Origin of the sequence: Duganella sacchari, from assembly GCF_900143065.1 — a bacterium.
GTDB lineage: Bacteria > Pseudomonadota > Gammaproteobacteria > Burkholderiales > Burkholderiaceae_D > Rugamonas > Rugamonas sacchari.
This window is the reverse complement of record NZ_FRCX01000001.1, coordinates 248,604-264,851: the sequence shown is the minus strand read 5'-3', so window position 1 is coordinate 264,851 and position 16,248 is coordinate 248,604. Positions and strand designations below refer to the sequence as shown.

Genomic DNA, 16,248 nt, shown 5'->3' with positions numbered 1-16,248 from the left:
AAGATTGCGAAAATTACACGGCGGCTGCGGTCTTCTTTTTCTTTTCCAGCGGCGGCAGCTGGACCAGGCGGGTGCCGGCCAGTTTATCGTGCAGGAATTGACGGTCTTTGTCGAGGAAGGCGGTGAGCGACCACAGTAGGATGCCGGCCAGGACGGCGCCCAGGGCCTGCCAGCGATGCAGGTCCAGTGCCAACGCGGCGATCAGTGCGGGCAGTACCCACATCCAGCTCAGCAGGTAGCGCATGGCGGCCACGCGCGGCGACACGAGGCCGCCGTCGGCGCCGACCAGCTTCATGCGCCAGGTCTTCATGGCCAGCGTCTGGCCGTCGCGATGCCATTGGTGGATGAAGTAGAAACCCAGCACGATAAAGGCCAGGGCCTGGCGCATGTGTTCGATCAGCGGTGCGTGGCTGGCCTGGGTGACGACCTCAAAAATCAGGAAAGGCAGGAACAGCACGGCAAAGCCGAGCAGGGATTCGTACACCATCGAAATCAGACGGCGTTTGACGGTCGGATTATTTGACATCGGCAGGGGCAGGGGCAGGTTGGGGCGTGAGGGCGGCTGGCGCCGGGCCGGTCGGCACCGGTGTCACATTCGATGCGTTGGGCAACGGAGCGCTTGCGTCCGCTGGCGGCACCACGGGCGGCACCACCGGCGTGGCCACGCCCGGCGAAGCGCTCGGCGTGGCAGGCTTGATCGGCGCCACCGTGTGCGCCTTGGCTTGCGTTGGCGTTGGCAGGTTGGCGACCTGCTTCTTGGTCGCCGCCTTGGCCGCCAGTTCTTTCTTTTGTTCGTCCGTCAGCTGCTGATAGGATTCCCACGACGTCGATTTCTGCGTCGGGTTCAGCTTTTGCGCGCGCGCGTAATTCTGGCGCACCTGGCGCCGTTCTTCCGGCGTCATGCGAACCCACTCGCGCATGCGTTCCTGTACGCGTACCTGCTCGTCCGGCTTCATCTTGGCGTAACGGTTGGCGATGCCCAGCCACTTTTGCTTGCGCACAGCGTCCATCTGGTCCCACTCGCCAGCGAGCGGCTCCAGCGCCTGCTGCTGGGCAGGCGAGAGATTTTTCCACAGGATTTTTTCCGGCGCATTGGCGGCGTTCTTGCCCTGGATGGCGGCCACTGGCGCCTTCACCAACTCCGGCGCGTCAGGCTGATTGCCGACCCAGACCGCGCCCGCTGCTGCTACCGCTAACACCGCTACTGTTCCTGCGCCCCATTTGGCGCGACCGCTCCATGCCATCCCGTTACTCGCTTTGCGACAGATAAGCGTTAAAGCCGTGGTCCAGATAGGCGTTCAGCGGCAGCTCGTCCGACAGCACGGCCGCATCGATTTCCGCCAGGTCCGCGATGCGTTCCTGCTGTTCGTACTGGTAGATGCCCACCATGCCGATCACCAGCGCCAGCGCCGGCACCACCATGCTTACGCGGCCCAGCCAGCTGAATTGCGAGAAGAAACCGCTGATGCCGCCGCCGGCGGCAGCCAGTTCGGTTTTAGCAACACGCACGGAAAGCGGCACTTCCACGTGGGCTTTCTTGCGGGCGAGCGCCATCTTGCGCGCCTGCGCCAGGCGGTCTGTGGTCGAAGCAGGCAGCTCGTCCAGCTTGTCATTGAGCGCGTGGCGCACCTTGTAAGCGAAGTTCAGATCGTCGGTGTTCATAATTTAATTCCCTTGGCTGCCAGCGCCTCGGCGAGCGCGTGTGTTGCACGTGAGCAATGCGTTTTGACGCTGCCTTCCGAGCAGCCCATGGCTGCGGCGGTTTCGGCGACGTCCATATCCTGCCAATAACGCATCAGGAAGGCTTCGCGTTGACGTGCCGGAAGTTTTTGTACCTCGGCATCGATGATGGCCAGCGTTTGCTGGCGTTCGACCTGGTCGGCACTCGATTCGCCGCCGCCATCCTCGCCGGCATACGATTCGAGTATATCAAAGTCCTCATGCTCGTCGCCCGCCGGGGCCATGCCGGAAAACAGGCTGACCCAGGAGTTGCGCACTTTCTCGCGCCGGAAATAGTCGAGGATAGTTGTTTGTAAGATACGTTGAAACAGCATCGGCAGCTCGGCTGCCGGCTTGTCACCGTATTTTTCGGCAAGCTTGATCATCGCGTCCTGGACAATGTCCAGCGCGGATTCGTCCTTGCGTACTGCGTAGACGGCTTGCTTGAAGGCCCGGCGTTCGACGTTTTCGAGGAAGTCGGATAATTCTTTGTCTGTGGCCATGCGTCGGGAAAGGGGGCTGCCGGGTGTTTTGAACTGAGGCGCATGCTAGCAAAAAACGTCAGGTTTTGCATGGTTTTGCGTCAAATACAATCAATTTCCGAATTAGCTCTTGCTCAAAGCCGATATGCGGTGGTACCGTATGGGACGCTTTGAACAACCCCGAAGCTCTATGGTCTGGTCGCAGCAGGCACACAACGCCGCAAACGACACGACGCGCTTTCATTTAGTAGGCAGTTTGCTCTCGCCCACGCCACAAGCGTGAGAGGTACGCAACACCAACTACAGAAAACCCGGCCAAACGAGAGTTTGCGCTAGCACCGCTTTGCACGCCACTACGGTTGGCGGAAGAGGCAGTGCGACCGCATAAATAAAGGGAAGCAGGGCAGAGCTGTAGCGGTGGGCATACTTCGTTAGGACAGAGCATCCAATCAATCTCCTATGGACCTTGAAAGGAATGTTTCATGAATACCGAAGCATCATCACAATTCACAGGCGCAGAAATACTGGTGCGCTGTCTGGCGGAAGAAGGCGTTGAACACGTCTTTGGCTACCCAGGCGGAGCCGTACTGTATATCTACGACGCCATCTTCAAGCAAGACAAATTCCAACACGTTCTGGTACGCCATGAGCAGGCTGCAATCCATGCTGCCGATGCCTATTCGCGCTCGTCGAACAAGGTTGGCGTTGCGCTGGTGACGTCGGGTCCGGGTGTGACCAATGCCGTGACCGGCCTCTCTACCGCCTACATGGATTCCATTCCCATGGTCGTGATCTCGGGCCAGGTGCCTAGCCACGCCATCGGCCAGGATGCGTTCCAGGAATGCGACACCGTCGGGATTACCCGTCCGGTGGTCAAGCACAATTTCCTCGTCAAAGACGTCAAGGATTTGGCGGAAACCGTCAAGAAAGCCTTCTTCATCGCCCGCACCGGCCGTCCTGGCCCTGTGCTGGTCGATATTCCGAAGGATATCTCGATGCACAAAACCAGCTTCTCGTACCCGAAAGAGGTCGAGATGCGCTCGTACAAACCGGTAGACAAAGGCCATTCCGGCCAGATCCGCAAGGCAGTCCAGCTGCTGCTGCAAGCTGAACGCCCGATGATTTACACGGGCGGCGGCGTGATCCTGGCCAATGCCTCGCCGGAACTGAACAAGCTGGTCGACAAGCTCGGCTTCCCGGTCACCAACACGCTGATGGGCCTGGGCGCCTACCCGGCCAGCAACGAGAAATTCGTTGGCATGCCGGGCATGCACGGCACCTACGAAGCCAATATGGCGATGCAGAACTGCGACGTGCTGATCGCGATTGGCGCGCGCTTCGATGACCGCGTGATCGGCAATCCGAAACACTTTGCCTCCAACCCGCGCAAGATCATCCACGTGGACATCGATCCATCGTCGATCTCCAAGCGCGTCAAGGTCGACATTCCGATCGTCGGCAACGTCAAGGACGTGCTGATCGAGTTCCTGGCCCAGCTCGATGCCAGCGATGCCAAGCCCAACCAGCCGGCACTCAAGGACTGGTGGAAGCAGATCACCGAATGGCGCGGCCGCGACTGTCTGAAATACCCTAGCTCGGACCTGGTGATCAAGCCGCAAGCCGTGGTGCAAAGCCTGTGGGAAGTGACCAAGGGCGACGCCTTCATCACCTCCGACGTCGGCCAGCACCAGATGTGGGCCGCGCAGTACTACGGCTTCGACAAGCCTAAGCGCTGGGTCAATTCCGGCGGCCTGGGCACCATGGGTGTGGGCCTGCCGTACGCCATGGGCGTGCAGATGGCCAATCCAGGCGCCACCGTGGCCTGCGTCACGGGCGAAGGCTCGATCCAGATGTGCATTCAGGAGCTGGCGACCTGCAAGCAGTACCACCTGACGCCCAAGATCATCATGCTGAACAACCGCTTCCTCGGCATGGTCCGTCAGTGGCAGCAGATTGATTACGGTTCGCGCTACTCCGAGTCCTACATGGATTCGCTGCCGAACTTCGAGAAGCTGGCAGAGGCCTATGGCCACGTCGGCATGCGCATTGAAAAACCGGGTGATGTGGATGGCGCGCTGCGTGACGCCTTCGCCATGAAGGACAAGCTGGTCTTCATGAACTTCATTACGGATCAAGGAGAAAACGTCTGGCCAATGGTGAAAGCCGGCAAAGGTCTCTCTGAAATGCTGCTGGGCTCGGAGGACCTCTAATATGCGACACATTATTTCTGTTTTGCTGGAAAACGAAGCCGGCGCGCTGTCTCGCGTAGTGGGCCTGTTCTCGGCACGCGGCTACAACATCGAAACGCTGACCGTGGCGCCGACCGAAGATCCCACCTTGTCGCGCATGACCATTGTGACCACCGGTTCGGATGACATCATCGAGCAGATCACCAAGCACCTGAACCGCCTGATCGAGGTGGTGAAGGTGGTGGACCTGACCGAAGGCCAGCACATCGAACGCGAACTGATGCTGATTAAAGTGCGCGCCGTAGGCAAGGAACGCGAAGAGATGAAACGCACGGCGGACATCTTCCGCGGCCGCATCATCGACGTCACCGAGAAGAGCTACACGATTGAACTGACCGGCGCCAAGACCAAGCTCGACGCGTTCATCGATTCGATCGACCGCGCCTCGATCCTGGAAACGGTACGTACCGGCGGCTCCGGCATTGGACGCGGCGAACGCATCCTCAAAGTTTAAGCACAGCCTACCCGGCTTTATGCACTAGCACCTCACACTCAAAATACATAGGAATGAACATGAAAGTTTTCTACGACAAAGACGCTGACCTCTCCCTGATCAAAGGCAAAAACGTCGCCATCATCGGCTACGGTTCGCAAGGCCATGCACACGCACAAAACCTGAGCGACTCCGGCGTCAACGTGACCGTCGGCCTGCGCAAAGGCGGCGCTTCGTGGCAGAAGGTGGAGAAGGCTGGCCTGAAGGTCGCTGAAGTGAACGAAGCAGTCAAAGCTGCCGACGTCATCATGATCCTGCTGCCGGACGAGAACATCGCCCAGGTCTACAACGAAAACGTCGCGCCGAACGCCAAGCAAGGCGCGGTACTGGCCTTCGCCCACGGTTTCAACGTGCACTATGGCCAGGTTGTGCCACGTGCCGACCTGGACGTCATCATGGTGGCGCCGAAAGCCCCGGGCCACACCGTGCGCGCGACCTACACCCAGGGTGGCGGCGTGCCACACCTGATCGCTGTGTACCAGGACAAGTCCGGTGTCGCCCGTGACATCGCGCTGTCGTACGCATCGGCCAACGGCGGCGGCAAGGCCGGCATCATCGAAACCAACTTCCGCGAAGAGACCGAGACCGACCTGTTCGGCGAACAGGCCGTGCTGTGCGGTGGTGCGGTTGAACTGATCAAGGCTGGCTTTGAGACCCTGACCGAAGCGGGCTACGCGCCGGAAATGGCTTACTTCGAGTGCCTGCACGAACTGAAACTGATCGTTGACCTGATCTATGAAGGCGGCATCGCCAACATGAACTACTCGATCTCGAACAACGCGGAGTACGGCGAGTACGTGACCGGTCCTAAGGTCGTGACCTCGGCCACCAAGGACGCGATGCGCCAGTGCCTGAAAGACATCCAGACCGGTGAATACGCCAAGTCCTTCATCCTGGAAAACAAGGCCGGTGCACCGACCCTGATCTCGCGCCGCCGCCTGACCGCTGAGCACCAGATCGAAGAAGTCGGCGCCAAGCTGCGCGCCATGATGCCTTGGATCGCCAAGAACAAGATGGTTGACCAGTCGAAGAACTAAGCAGTTCCTTCTCACGCAAAAGCCGGCTTCGCGCCGGCTTTTTTATTTGCTCATGTAGTGATAGAGGATGGCCAGCAGGATCAGAAAGGCCAGGCCGATGAGGGATGTGGCCGGTTCGGAAAAGCTGACTTTACCGTCACGACGCGAGTAAACAAACGTGCGGTCGTCGAATACTTCCCGGACGTTTTCTGCACGGGCGTGGCCCAGCGACAGCACGGGAATGATGAGGCGCCCGATGCTATAGAACACGACGTTGAATAGCAGCGATATCAGGCACTCTGCGATGAAAGCCATGGCGATCCCCTTGGTGAAATCGCATCATAGCAAACGTCATGCGGCGACCGATTAGTCAGGGCTTAAGCTGCCTGCGCCGCCGCCACGCGCGGGCGCCGACCAGGCCGAGTCCGGCAGCGAACATCGCATAGCTTGCCGGCTCCGGAACCGGATTGGCCAGCAATGCAACTTCGTTGCCACTCAGGGCGCCGCTGTAAATGCGGACATCGTCGATGGTGCCGTTGAAGTATTCGCCGTAGGGGGCGAACTGGGCGCCGAAGCGGGTGGCGGTGCCGCTGGTGCCGCTGCCATAGGCATAGCCGACCGAAGCGGCCAGCGTGCCGTTCACATACAGGCTGGAGGTGTTGCTGCCGGCATCAACTGTGAGTGCATAGTGCGTCATTACGCCAGGCGCGGCGAAGGCGACACCGGTCGCACCCCAGGCATCGCTGGCGCGCATATTGCCGCCCGGGTCGGTGCCGATGTAGAAGCCGGCCCCGCTGTAGGCTTGCGAAATCACTTCGGTGTAACTGCCCTGGCTGGCAGCGCGCGTAGCGAAAAAGCTGACGGAATAGCTGCCGCTGGTCGGCACCAGGAACGAGGAAAACTGCACGTAGTCACCATCGCCATCGAGCGTCAGGACGCCGCCCGCAGTGCTGGCATCGCCGACCAGCGTACCGTTCGCGCTACCTGCGCTGTCGATGACGCCCGAGCTGAAGTCATAGTGGTGAATCAAGGTTGCCGCCTGAGCGAGTGGTGCGCCAGTCAGCATACAGAATGCAACCACGGAAAGCGCTTTGTTAGCGTTCATTTTTGTCTCCTCGCGGCAGGTGTGCATTTTATGATAGTACTCATCCCCGCAGCCTTCCAGCTACTTCTGCGAATTTGTTCGCGTTAAACCACGCAAGTTTCTGAGATCAAACTTTGCTGGCTGCCATCGTTTTGGACATGGACAGCATTTTCTTCATGCCCAATTGGACCAGCAGCGCGCAGATGAAGGCGCAACTGAAGGCAAGCACTGGCGGCTGCTGGCGCAGCAGCATCGACAGGCTGACACAGAATACCGCGAAGGCCACGGCGCAGAGCATGGCGCCGGCCATGGCATAGCGTTGCGCCGCCCACGCGTAGGCGACGCTGAATACGAGGATGGCAACCACCGCCAGCAAGGTGTCTTCCGCTGCGGTCGCTGCAAATGCCGGTCCTTGCTCCAGCGTGATGGTGAGCAGGATGGGACCGGAAACAATGGGAAATGCCGATAGCCAGCCCGCGACCCCCAGCCCCCATTTGCGGCCCACCAGCGTAACGGAGTAGATCAGACACGGCACCAGAAACAGTTTGAGCAGCAGTATGGAAAACATCCTTCGCACGTGGCCAGTGAAAGATGGCGCATCCTAGCAGAGTTTCAGGACGATTCCACAATGTGAGAATGTGCGTATATTGCAATGTTTCAACAAGGTATGATGGCCGGTCTATCAACTTTCTGTTTGCGATCATGAAGCGACCTACCTCTGTCAGCGTTATTGCCTGGATCATCCTGGCCACCTCGGTGTTTTCGCTGGTGGTCAATTACAAGAATATGGACAATCCGTTGGTGGTGGAATTGATGGCCAAGAGCCTGCTGCCGATGTCGCTGCAATACGCCATGATGTATCTGGGCCTGGTGATTGCCGGCGTGGCCGCAGTGGCGATGCTGAAAGGCCTGGACTGGGGCCGCAAGCTGTATTTCGGCTGGAGTCTCTTTGGCATGATCGTCGCCCTGGCGACTTCGCCGCTGAAAGTGGCGTTGATCCCGGGCGCAGTGGTGCTGGCGATCATGGCGTATTTCCTGTATCGCCCGAAAGCCAATGCCTATTTTGTTCCGCAGGGCGCCCCGGGCAATGCGTAAGGTCCTGAGCGTTATTTTCCTGAGTCTGTCCGGCCTGCAGTTTTTTATCGTGAACGTGCTGGCCTTCCTTTCTGGCTTGCCGCTCGTCGGCAAGCTGAGTTCGCTGGCGATCTTCACGGGCGCGGCGCTGGTTCCGCATCTGATTGGTCTGGCGTTTGGCGGCTTTCGTTACTGGAAGCGGGATACCGGCTTGGTGTTGTTGTCGGTGGCGGGCGTGACGGCGTTTATGATGCTGAGCATCGTCTGCCTGTTCAAGAGCGAAGAGTTTGTCCGCTTGACGGGCGAGAACGCCTTCAACGCGTTCTCCAGCTTCTACACGGGTGGCGCATTGCTGGCATTGAATGCGGGCCTGGGCTGGCTGCTGGTGAAGACCGGGCCAAGGCGCGTGGCAATTGAGTAAATGTTACAAACAGTCACTATGTCTTACAGGTTTCGTTTGTAAATTCATGTAAAGTGCGGCTTGTCGTAACCTTAACTATGGAGCCTGTATGACCATCATGAAAAACTTCGCCGCCGTCGCTGCAATCACTACCATCGCGCTGGCTGCGCATGCCGCTCCTACGGATTCCGTGCCAACCGCAGGCACGCTGGTCGTGGTGCCAGCCTTCGGTGAAGTCAAGCACGTCAACGACCAGGTGGTCGTGACGCTGGCGATTGAAGAGCAGGACAAGGACAAGGCCGCTGCCGCTTCGCGCGTCAATACCAAGATGAAGCAGGGCCTGGAGATCGTCAAGAAAGAAGATCCGCAAGCCAGCCTGAAAACGCAGGGCTATTACACCTACCCGGTGTATCCGGAAGAGCGCATGCTGCCGAACGGCCAGCCGGTCAAGCAGCGCATGCCGACCGCATGGCGTGTGGGCCAGTATCTGGAAGTGACCACCACCAATCTGGATAAACTGCCCAAGACGGTCGCCGCTGCGCAGAAAATCCTGACCCTGAACAGCATCAACTTCGGCCTGACGCCGGAGACCACCAAAAAGCTGGACGATCAGCGCATTGCCGCCACCTACAAGAACCTCAACGAGCGTATCACCTCGATCGCCAACGCCATGGGCCGCAAGGTCGGCGATGCCGTGCTGGACACGGTGGACTTCGAAGGTTCGGGCAATTACGCCCAGCGTGAGCAGGCCTACGCACCTGCACCGATGGCGATGCGTATGAAAGCTGCCGATGCGGTGGAAGTGGCCGAGCCGAGCTTTGAACCTGGCGAAACCACGCTGCAGATGCAGGTCGTGGGCAAGGTCCGCTTCAAATAAGGCGATAGCGGCGGCAGCGTTTGCAGTACAGTGTGGTTTTTTTCAACACTGGGAGTTTGCAATGAAATATATCGCTGCCGCCGTCCTGATGGCGTGCGCCGTTTCCGCGCACGCCGCACCACTGGAGCCTTTGCCGACCAACGGCGCCTTGATTGTGGTGCCGGCGTTTGGAGAAGTAAAGCACGTCAATGACCAGGCCACGATCACACTGTCGGTCGAAGAGGTGGACAAGGACAAGGCGCTGGCTGCCTCCCGCGTCAATCAGAAAATGAAGCAGGGCCTGGAGATCGTCAAGAAGGCTGATCCGCAGGCCAGCCTGCAAACGCAAGGCTATTACACCTATCCCGTTTATCCGGAAGAAGTGGCGCCGCCGCCAGGCCAGCCGCGCAAGCAGCGCGTGCCGACCGCATGGCGCGTGGGCCAGTCGCTGCAGGTAGTCACCACCAGCCTGGGCACCTTGCCGAAAACCGTGGCTGCTGCGCAGTCCATCCTGAGTCTGAATAATCTGCACTTCGGCCTGACGCCGGAAACCACCCGTCTGCTCGATGACCAGCGCATTGCCGCGACTTACTTGAATCTGAATGAGCGTGTCCAATCCATCGCCAGGGCCATGGGCCGTAAGGTTGGCGACGCCGTGCTCGATACGGTGGACTTCGAAGGCTCAGGCAATTACACCGAACGCGTAAGCATTGCCGGATCGCGCGTCATGGCCATGGCGCCCGCCGCCGCAGGTGCGCCGGCAGTGGAAGAACCAAGTTTCGAGCCGGGCGAAACCACACTGACCATGCGCATGGTCGGCAAGGTACGCTTCAAATGATTCACTGCTGGACGCCGCGCGCCAGCAACGTGTCCAGCTGCGCGAACAGTGCGCCAAACTGCGCATTGGCGGTGCGGCAGTAGCTGCAGATTTGCAGGTGCGCCGCGAGCGCATCCAGCTGGTCGCGCCGCAGCGGCTCGTCCCGTGCGCTGATGACCAGGTAGGTCGTCTCGCGGCAAGTCAGTGGCTTGTTCATTCCAGTTCTCCCCAGCCGCGCACGGCGCATTCACGCAAGCGCATGCGCGCGCGGTACAGCACCACGCGCAGATTGCCCGCACTCACGGTGCAGCTGTCTCCAATTTCCTTGAGCTCCATGCCGAGGTATTCGCGCATCAGGAATAGCCGCGCAGTCTCCTGCGGCAAACGGTTCATGCAGATTTCGATAATGTCGAGCAGCTGCCTTTCCGCCGTCCTGGTGGCGCCGCAGACGGTATCGATAAACACTTCCGGATGCCAGGCGTCGTCGTTCGTGAACAGCGCGTCGAACTCGCGCAGGTCGGCATCGATGCCATCCGGTGAGGGCGGGGCAAAGCGGCGCGCGCGGATCGCGTCGACGATCTTGTGGCGCAGGATGGCGGTCAGCCAGCTGCGCAGACTGGCGCGTGCCCTGGTAACTGTCCCAGGCCTTGATGGCGCCCAGCAGCGCTTCCTGCACCGCGTCTTCCGCATCGGCTGGCAGCGTGACGGGCATGAAGACGATGCCATCGCAGGCGTCGGCGCCGGCCAGGCTGGTCACGCGCAGGGTGCCCAGTGTCACGCGGTCAGTGCCTTGCCACTGCTGGGACGAATCGTTCAGCGCGTCGCCTGGCGCCGGCAGCTGCGCGTAAAAGGTGAATGCCACCGGCTCGGAAATCAGCAGCAGGTCGTAAGTCTCGCCGCCGCCCGTCAGGCGCATCGACAGCCCACGCACGGAGCGGCTTTTGTCGGAGACGCCAGGATTGCCGCCGCCGATGGAAAAGCGCAGCAGCGCGTCCACCTTGGACTGCGCGAAAAAGGGGCTGTGGGCGAATTGTGCAGCCTTGGCGGCCGGGATGAAGTCGCCGCGTGCGCAGAAGCCTTTGGCGTGCGAGGCGCGCTTGCCCGCATGCTTGCCGAACGTGCCGTTGAGCGCATCGACCAGTGCGGCGGGGCCGGGGGCATCGGTCTGGGCGACGGCGGGCAGCTGGTTCAGCATCAGGGTACAGGCGGCGAGGACGGCTGGTTTCACGTTGTTCTCCAAAAAGGGTTCAGATAACGTTAAGTCGCAGCATCCAGCGGTTTGTTACAGCTATTTTCGATGACCCATGGTAACAGATCCATTTTTATGGTCGCCTCCTCTATAATGACGGAGCAACCTTAATAAAGAGAAAACGGACTCCTATGCCCAACTTCCCCCGCCGCCGCGCCAAATCCGCGGCCCAGGCCAAGCTGCCTAAAACGTCACGCTTCAGCCGTTTTGCGCGCCGCGCCCGCGGAGAGGATCTCGACCGGCCGCGCCACCGTGGCATCTACCTGTTGCCGAATGCATTCACGACGGCCGCGCTGTTCTGCGGTTTCTACGCCATCGTGATGGCGATGAACCAGAAGTTCGAGCATGCCGCGTGGGCCATTTTCATCGCCATGGTGCTCGACGGCCTGGATGGCCGCGTCGCACGCCTGACCAATACGCAGAGCGAATTCGGCGCGCAGTATGACTCGCTGTCGGACATGGTGTCGTTTGGCGCGGCGCCGGCGCTGGTGGTGTACGAATGGTCGCTACGCGGCCTGGGCAAGCTGGGTTGGATCGCGGCCTTTGTCTACTGCGCCGGCGCTGCGCTGCGGCTGGCGCGCTTCAATACCAATATCGAAGTGGTGGACAAGCGCTACTTCCAGGGCATGCCGTCGCCATCGGCGGCTGCGCTCATGGCCGGCATCGTGCTGATGATGGTGGAGCTGGAGGTGTCCGGCCTGGAAATGGCCTGGGCCTCGTGGGGCATCGCCGTGTTTGCGGGCCTGACCATGGTCAGCAACGTGCCGTTCTACAGCTTCAAGGACATCAACTTCCGCAAGTCGGTACCGTTTATTGCGGTGTTCCTGATTGCGCTGGCTCTGGCGCTGATCGCGATCAAGCCTGCGGTGACGCTGTTCCCGCTGTTTGCGGTGTACGGCCTGTCCGGCTACGTGGTAGCCGCCTGGCGCGCCGCCAAGGGCAAGAAGGTAAGCCTGATCCAGACCGAGATGGACAGCGACGATCCGAGCGAACGGCGCTAAACCCGGGCGGTAGGCCCTGAGATTCAAGCAACGCAGCACCAGCCACGGAGCTATCATGAGCAACTCATCCAACCGCCTGATTATTTTCGACACCACGCTGCGCGACGGCGAGCAATCGCCGGGCGCGTCGATGACCCGCGACGAGAAGGTCCGCATCGCCAGGCAGCTCGAGCGCTTGCGCGTGGATGTCATCGAGGCTGGCTTTGCGGCGGCATCGCCCGGCGATTTCGAGTCCATCAAGGCCATCGCCACGGCGGTGCGCGAATCCACCATCTGCTCGCTGTCGCGCGCCAATGACCGCGACATTGCCCGCGCCGCCGAAGCGCTGGCGCCCGCCGAGCGCAAACGCATCCACACTTTTATCGCCACTTCCAAACTGCACATGGAGGCCAAGCTGCGCATGCTGCCGGAACAGGTGCTGGTACAGGCGCGCAATGCGGTGCGCTTCGCGCGCCAGCATACGGACGATGTTGAGTTCAGCCCGGAAGACGGCAGCCGTTCGGACGAGGACTTCCTGTGCCGCGTGCTGGAAGGCGTGATCGAGGAGGGCGCGACCACCATCAATTTCCCGGACACCGTGGGCTATGCCGTGCCGGAGCTGTTTGGCGAAACCATCCGCCGCCTGCGCGAGCGGATTCCCAATTCCGACAAGGCCGTATGGTCGGTGCACTGCCATAACGACCTGGGACTGGCGGTGGCCAATTCGCTGGCTGGCGTGATGATCGGCGGCGCGCGGCAGATCGAGTGCACCATCAATGGCCTCGGCGAGCGGGCCGGGAATACAGCGCTGGAAGAAGTGGTGATGGCGCTGCGCACACGCGGCGGCTACTACAACCTGGAGTGCGGCATCGATACCACGCAGATCGTGGCGGCCTCCAAGATGGTGTCGCAGATTACCGGCTTTGCGGTGCAGCCGAATAAAGCGGTGGTGGGCGCGAATGCGTTTGCCCATGCTTCCGGCATCCACCAGGATGGCATGCTGAAATCGCGCGAGACCTACGAGATCATGCGCGCGGAAGATGTGGGCTGGACCGCGACCAAGATCGTGCTGGGCAAGCTGTCGGGCCGCAACGCCTTCAAGCAGCGCTTGCAGGAGCTGGGCATCGACCTGGCGTCCGAGGCCGAGGTCAATGCGGCGTTTGCGCGCTTCAAGGAGCTGGCGGACCGCAAGGCTGACATCTTTGATGAAGATATCCTGGCGCTGGTGTCGGACGAACAGCAATCGCAGGAGCGCGAGTTTTATCGCTTTGTCGCGCTGGAGCAGCGTTCTGCCAGCGGCGAGATGCCGACCGCCAAAGTAGTGTTCAGCATCGACGGCGAGGAGCATGTGAGCGAAGGCCGCGGCGACGGGCCGGTGGACGCGACGGTGAATGCCATCGAGGGCGAAGTGGGCAGCGGCGCTGAGCTGGTGCTGTTCTCGGTGAATGCGATCAGCACCGGCACCCAGTCGCAGGGCGAGGTGACGATGCGCCTATCCAGGGATGGCCGCATCGTCAACGGTGTGGGCGCGGACCCGGACATTATCGTGGCATCGGCCAAGGCCTACCTGTCGGCGCTGAACAAGCTGCATTCGAAGATAGAGCGTGTCAATCCGCAGCCATGAATACTTCGTTCCAGGCCTAAGCATTGGCGGTTTTCAAAAGCTATTCTGGTGTTTTCAACAGGAGGCTTAGATGGCTATCACTTGCTTTATCCGTTACGAAATCGATCCATTCCAGCGCGAGGCGTTCCGCCGCTATGCGGAGAACTGGGGCCGCATCATCCCGCGCCTGGGCGGCCAGTTGATCGGCTACTTCCTGCCGCTCGAAGGCACCAACTACGAAGCGTGGGGGCTGGTGGGCTTTGCCTCGCTGGCTGACTACGAAGCTTACCGTGCACGGCTGCGCGCCGATGCGGAGGCCAAAGATAATTTTGCGTTCGCCCAGCAGCAGCGCTTCATCCTGCGCGAAGAGCGTACTTTTACGGAGGCCGTGTCATGATTGCCGTGATCTTTGAGGTGCAGCCCAGTGGCGATGGGCGCGCGGAATATATGGAACGCGCCGCGCAACTGGGGACTATGCTGGCCCATGTCGATGGCTTTATTTCGGTGGAGCGCTTCACCAGCATCACCACGCCGGGCAAGCTGCTGTCCCTGTCGTTCTGGCGCGATGAAGCGTCGGTCAGATCCTGGCGTGAGATGGAAGAGCATCGCGCAGCGCAGCGGGCAGGGCGCGGCGGTTTGTTTGAAGACTACCGCCTGCGCGTGGCTTCGGTAACCCGCGACTACGGCATGAACGACCGGGTACAGGTACCCGCATCGTGAACACCACCGCGCAACCACGTTTTGCGCGGGTGGCCGCCGCGATCGGCGACCCGACGCGGGCGCTGATGCTTTCGCGTCTGCTGGATGGCCGTTTCTACACTGCCACCGATCTGGCGCAGCATGCGGGCGTATCGGCGCCGACGGCGTCGCAGCATCTCAAGCTGCTGGTGGAAGAAGGGCTGGCGCGCGTGCGGGCTCAGGGGCGGCACCGCTACTACATGCTTGCGGATGGCAATGTCGCACATGCGCTGGAGGCGCTGCTGCGCGTGGCGGATGGTTCCCTGCCGGAGACCACGCGCTGGCAGGCGCCGGCCATGCGCAAGCTGCGGCATGCGCGCAGCTGTTACGGCCATCTGGCGGGCGTGCTCGGTGTAGACCTGTGCCGCTGCTTTATCGACAAGGGCTGGGTGCACGCAGGCGAGGGCGACGGCCATGCTTATCCGCTGACGGCGGTCGGCGCGGCGCAATTGCGTGAGCTGGGCATCGTCGTCAACGAAGGCCCGCGCCAGCTATACGGCTGCGTCGACTGGTCGGAGCGGCGCGATCACTTTGCCGGGCCATTGGCCGTGGCGCTGCTGGATAACTTCGTCGAACGCGGCTGGCTGCGGCGCAGCGACGATAGCCGCGCGCTCGACGTGACAGCGCCAGGCCGCAAGGCGCTGGCGCACTGGCTGGACGTGCCGCTTGCTTAGAAGCGGAACTTGACGTAAGCCGCCGGGCCGTTCAGGCGGACATTGAGGTCGGCGCCGTCGCGGTTGCGGTTCAGGCTGATCTTGCTGGCGCTGTATTCCGCCACCACGCCAATCGCCTTGGTCGGATACCATTCAACGCCAAGGGCGCCGCCGTAGATGTGGCCGCGGATGTTGCCACCGTTTTTCTTGATGCCGGAAGCGTCCGCGTACACGCGCACGTTTTCCGACACAGCGTGGCGCCAGCCCAGTTCCAGCAGCGGCGCGTAAGCGTGCTCGCTTTCTTCATACGAGGAGTTGCCGGATACGCCGTTCAGCACGCCGCTGGCCGTGCCTTTCAGGCTGGCGCTATAGTAGGCCGCGCCCACGCCGATGCCAAACACGTCATTGCCGCTGCCCAGCCACCATTTATAGGCGACGTTGGCCAGGTCCAGCTTGAGCTTGGCATCGAGCTTGCCGTTGCCGCTCAGTGGCAGGCCGTTGTAGTTGGTGCTGCCGCTCAGGGTTGGGCTATAGGTTTTGTCGTAGCGGTAGTAATCGAAGTCCAGGCCCTGCGAGTCGCCCAGCAGCAGCTGCGCTTTTACGCGCGGCAGCGTGACGTGGTCGGTTTTGTAGGTGCCAGTGTCGATACGGCCGTAGTTGGTGTCGCCTTCGTAGCTGATGCGCGGTTCGGTGTAGAAAGCGCCGACCGACACGCCGGCGCGGTCCAGCGCCGGCGAAGGATCGGCCCAGGCGATGGCGCTGACAGTGCTGAGTGCTAGCAAGGTCGCGGTGTAAATGGCGTGGCGGGCTGGGGGCGTACGTAAGGACATGAGAA

General features: G+C 61.0%; 22 protein-coding genes and 1 pseudogene. 12 read left to right on the top strand and 11 right to left on the bottom strand.

The features are described from left to right. Nucleotides 1-13: 13 nt before the first annotated feature. Genes BUA36_RS01310 through BUA36_RS01295 form a run of 4 tightly spaced genes read right to left on the bottom strand, consistent with a single transcriptional unit; the run spans nucleotide 14 to nucleotide 2,222 of the window. Nucleotides 14-526 carry an RDD family protein gene (locus BUA36_RS01310; protein ID WP_072780715.1) on the bottom strand — a complete coding sequence of 171 codons (513 nt, stop codon included), beginning with the start codon at nucleotides 524-526 and terminating at the stop codon, nucleotides 14-16. Further along, complete coding sequence (locus BUA36_RS01305) at nucleotides 516-1,199, bottom strand: DUF3106 domain-containing protein (protein WP_229255585.1); 684 nt, start codon at nucleotides 1,197-1,199, stop codon at nucleotides 516-518. The genes BUA36_RS01310 and BUA36_RS01305 overlap by 11 nt, the downstream gene beginning before the upstream one ends. A gap of 49 nt (nucleotides 1,200-1,248) precedes the next feature. Next, nucleotides 1,249-1,662 (bottom strand): DUF3619 family protein, encoded by a 414-nt coding sequence (locus BUA36_RS01300; protein ID WP_072780712.1) that lies wholly within the window; start codon nucleotides 1,660-1,662, stop codon nucleotides 1,249-1,251. Next, complete coding sequence (locus tag BUA36_RS01295) at nucleotides 1,659-2,222, bottom strand: RNA polymerase sigma factor (RefSeq protein ID WP_072780710.1); 564 nt, start codon at nucleotides 2,220-2,222, stop codon at nucleotides 1,659-1,661. The genes BUA36_RS01300 and BUA36_RS01295 overlap by 4 nt, the downstream gene beginning before the upstream one ends. A 461-nt stretch (nucleotides 2,223-2,683) precedes the next feature. Between BUA36_RS01295 and BUA36_RS01290 the strand changes: the two genes are divergently transcribed. The 3 genes from BUA36_RS01290 to ilvC are packed head-to-tail and all read left to right on the top strand — an operon-like array spanning nucleotide 2,684 to nucleotide 5,980. Next, complete coding sequence (locus tag BUA36_RS01290) at nucleotides 2,684-4,411, top strand: acetolactate synthase 3 catalytic subunit (protein WP_072780709.1); 1,728 nt, start codon at nucleotides 2,684-2,686, stop codon at nucleotides 4,409-4,411. Nucleotide 4,412: 1 nt separating this feature from the next. Continuing rightward, nucleotides 4,413-4,904 carry an acetolactate synthase small subunit gene (gene ilvN, locus BUA36_RS01285; RefSeq protein WP_072780707.1) on the top strand — a complete coding sequence of 164 codons (492 nt, stop codon included), beginning with the start codon at nucleotides 4,413-4,415 and terminating at the stop codon, nucleotides 4,902-4,904. A 59-nt stretch (nucleotides 4,905-4,963) separates the two neighbouring features. Then, nucleotides 4,964-5,980: a ketol-acid reductoisomerase gene (ilvC, locus tag BUA36_RS01280; RefSeq protein WP_072780706.1), complete on the top strand. Its 1,017-nt coding sequence runs from the start codon at nucleotides 4,964-4,966 to the stop codon at nucleotides 5,978-5,980. Between the two features lie 42 nt (nucleotides 5,981-6,022). On the opposite strand, the gene BUA36_RS01275 is transcribed toward ilvC, so the two are convergent. From BUA36_RS01275 to BUA36_RS01265, 3 genes are all read right to left on the bottom strand, one after another. Further along, nucleotides 6,023-6,274: a hypothetical protein gene (locus BUA36_RS01275; RefSeq protein WP_072780704.1), complete on the bottom strand. Its 252-nt coding sequence runs from the start codon at nucleotides 6,272-6,274 to the stop codon at nucleotides 6,023-6,025. A 55-nt stretch (nucleotides 6,275-6,329) separates the two neighbouring features. Continuing rightward, nucleotides 6,330-7,064, bottom strand: a complete 735-nt coding sequence (locus BUA36_RS01270) for a LamG domain-containing protein (RefSeq protein WP_167544239.1) — start codon at nucleotides 7,062-7,064, stop codon at nucleotides 6,330-6,332. A gap of 106 nt (nucleotides 7,065-7,170) precedes the next feature. Next, the gene (locus tag BUA36_RS01265; protein ID WP_072780701.1) at nucleotides 7,171-7,611 is read right to left on the bottom strand and encodes a hypothetical protein; all 441 of its coding nucleotides are present in this window, start codon (nucleotides 7,609-7,611) and stop codon (nucleotides 7,171-7,173) included. Between the two features lie 134 nt (nucleotides 7,612-7,745). On the opposite strand from BUA36_RS01265, the gene BUA36_RS01260 reads away from it, so the two are divergent. From BUA36_RS01260 to BUA36_RS01245, 4 genes are all read left to right on the top strand, one after another. Beyond that, entirely contained in the window at nucleotides 7,746-8,138 is a 393-nt protein-coding gene (locus BUA36_RS01260) for a hypothetical protein (RefSeq protein ID WP_072780700.1), read from the top strand. Beyond that, nucleotides 8,131-8,538, top strand: a complete 408-nt coding sequence (locus BUA36_RS01255) for a hypothetical protein (RefSeq protein WP_072780698.1) — start codon at nucleotides 8,131-8,133, stop codon at nucleotides 8,536-8,538. The genes BUA36_RS01260 and BUA36_RS01255 overlap by 8 nt, the downstream gene beginning before the upstream one ends. An 88-nt stretch (nucleotides 8,539-8,626) precedes the next feature. Then, nucleotides 8,627-9,394 carry an SIMPL domain-containing protein gene (locus tag BUA36_RS01250; RefSeq protein WP_072780697.1) on the top strand — a complete coding sequence of 256 codons (768 nt, stop codon included), beginning with the start codon at nucleotides 8,627-8,629 and terminating at the stop codon, nucleotides 9,392-9,394. Nucleotides 9,395-9,455: 61 nt separating this feature from the next. Beyond that, the gene (locus BUA36_RS01245) at nucleotides 9,456-10,211 is read left to right on the top strand and encodes an SIMPL domain-containing protein (protein WP_072780695.1); all 756 of its coding nucleotides are present in this window, start codon (nucleotides 9,456-9,458) and stop codon (nucleotides 10,209-10,211) included. Between the two features lies 1 nt (nucleotide 10,212). Here BUA36_RS01245 and BUA36_RS01240 read toward each other — a convergent pair whose 3' ends face one another. The 3 genes and pseudogenes from BUA36_RS01240 to BUA36_RS31580 form a co-directional block, all read right to left on the bottom strand. Continuing rightward, the gene (locus BUA36_RS01240) at nucleotides 10,213-10,407 is read right to left on the bottom strand and encodes a hypothetical protein (protein ID WP_072780694.1); all 195 of its coding nucleotides are present in this window, start codon (nucleotides 10,405-10,407) and stop codon (nucleotides 10,213-10,215) included. Continuing rightward, nucleotides 10,404-10,880 (bottom strand): sigma-70 family RNA polymerase sigma factor, encoded by a 477-nt coding sequence (locus BUA36_RS31585; protein WP_371851412.1) that lies wholly within the window; start codon nucleotides 10,878-10,880, stop codon nucleotides 10,404-10,406. The genes BUA36_RS01240 and BUA36_RS31585 overlap by 4 nt, the downstream gene beginning before the upstream one ends. 175 nt (nucleotides 10,881-11,055) lie before the next feature. After that, nucleotides 11,056-11,385: pseudogene (locus tag BUA36_RS31580) on the bottom strand (catalase); the annotation flags it as partial. A 185-nt stretch (nucleotides 11,386-11,570) separates the two neighbouring features. Between BUA36_RS31580 and pssA the strand changes: the two are divergent. The 5 genes from pssA (at nucleotide 11,571) to BUA36_RS01205 (ending at nucleotide 15,434) form a co-directional block, all read left to right on the top strand. After that, on the top strand, nucleotides 11,571-12,440 hold the full coding sequence (gene pssA / locus BUA36_RS01225; protein WP_072780692.1) for a CDP-diacylglycerol--serine O-phosphatidyltransferase: 870 nt from the start codon (nucleotides 11,571-11,573) through the stop codon (nucleotides 12,438-12,440). 55 nt (nucleotides 12,441-12,495) lie between these two features. Next, nucleotides 12,496-14,043 (top strand): 2-isopropylmalate synthase, encoded by a 1,548-nt coding sequence (locus BUA36_RS01220; RefSeq protein WP_072780691.1) that lies wholly within the window; start codon nucleotides 12,496-12,498, stop codon nucleotides 14,041-14,043. A 70-nt stretch (nucleotides 14,044-14,113) separates the two neighbouring features. Further along, nucleotides 14,114-14,419 (top strand): NIPSNAP family protein, encoded by a 306-nt coding sequence (locus BUA36_RS01215; protein WP_072780689.1) that lies wholly within the window; start codon nucleotides 14,114-14,116, stop codon nucleotides 14,417-14,419. Beyond that, nucleotides 14,416-14,742 (top strand): antibiotic biosynthesis monooxygenase family protein, encoded by a 327-nt coding sequence (locus BUA36_RS01210; RefSeq protein WP_072780688.1) that lies wholly within the window; start codon nucleotides 14,416-14,418, stop codon nucleotides 14,740-14,742. Before BUA36_RS01215 ends, BUA36_RS01210 begins: the two co-directional genes overlap by 4 nt. After that, nucleotides 14,739-15,434 (top strand): ArsR/SmtB family transcription factor, encoded by a 696-nt coding sequence (locus tag BUA36_RS01205; RefSeq protein WP_072780686.1) that lies wholly within the window; start codon nucleotides 14,739-14,741, stop codon nucleotides 15,432-15,434. Before BUA36_RS01210 ends, BUA36_RS01205 begins: the two co-directional genes overlap by 4 nt. Here BUA36_RS01205 and BUA36_RS01200 read toward each other — a convergent pair. Next, entirely contained in the window at nucleotides 15,431-16,243 is an 813-nt protein-coding gene (locus tag BUA36_RS01200) for a hypothetical protein (RefSeq protein WP_072780685.1), read from the bottom strand. The genes BUA36_RS01205 and BUA36_RS01200 overlap by 4 nt on opposite strands. Nucleotides 16,244-16,248 lie beyond the last annotated feature (5 nt).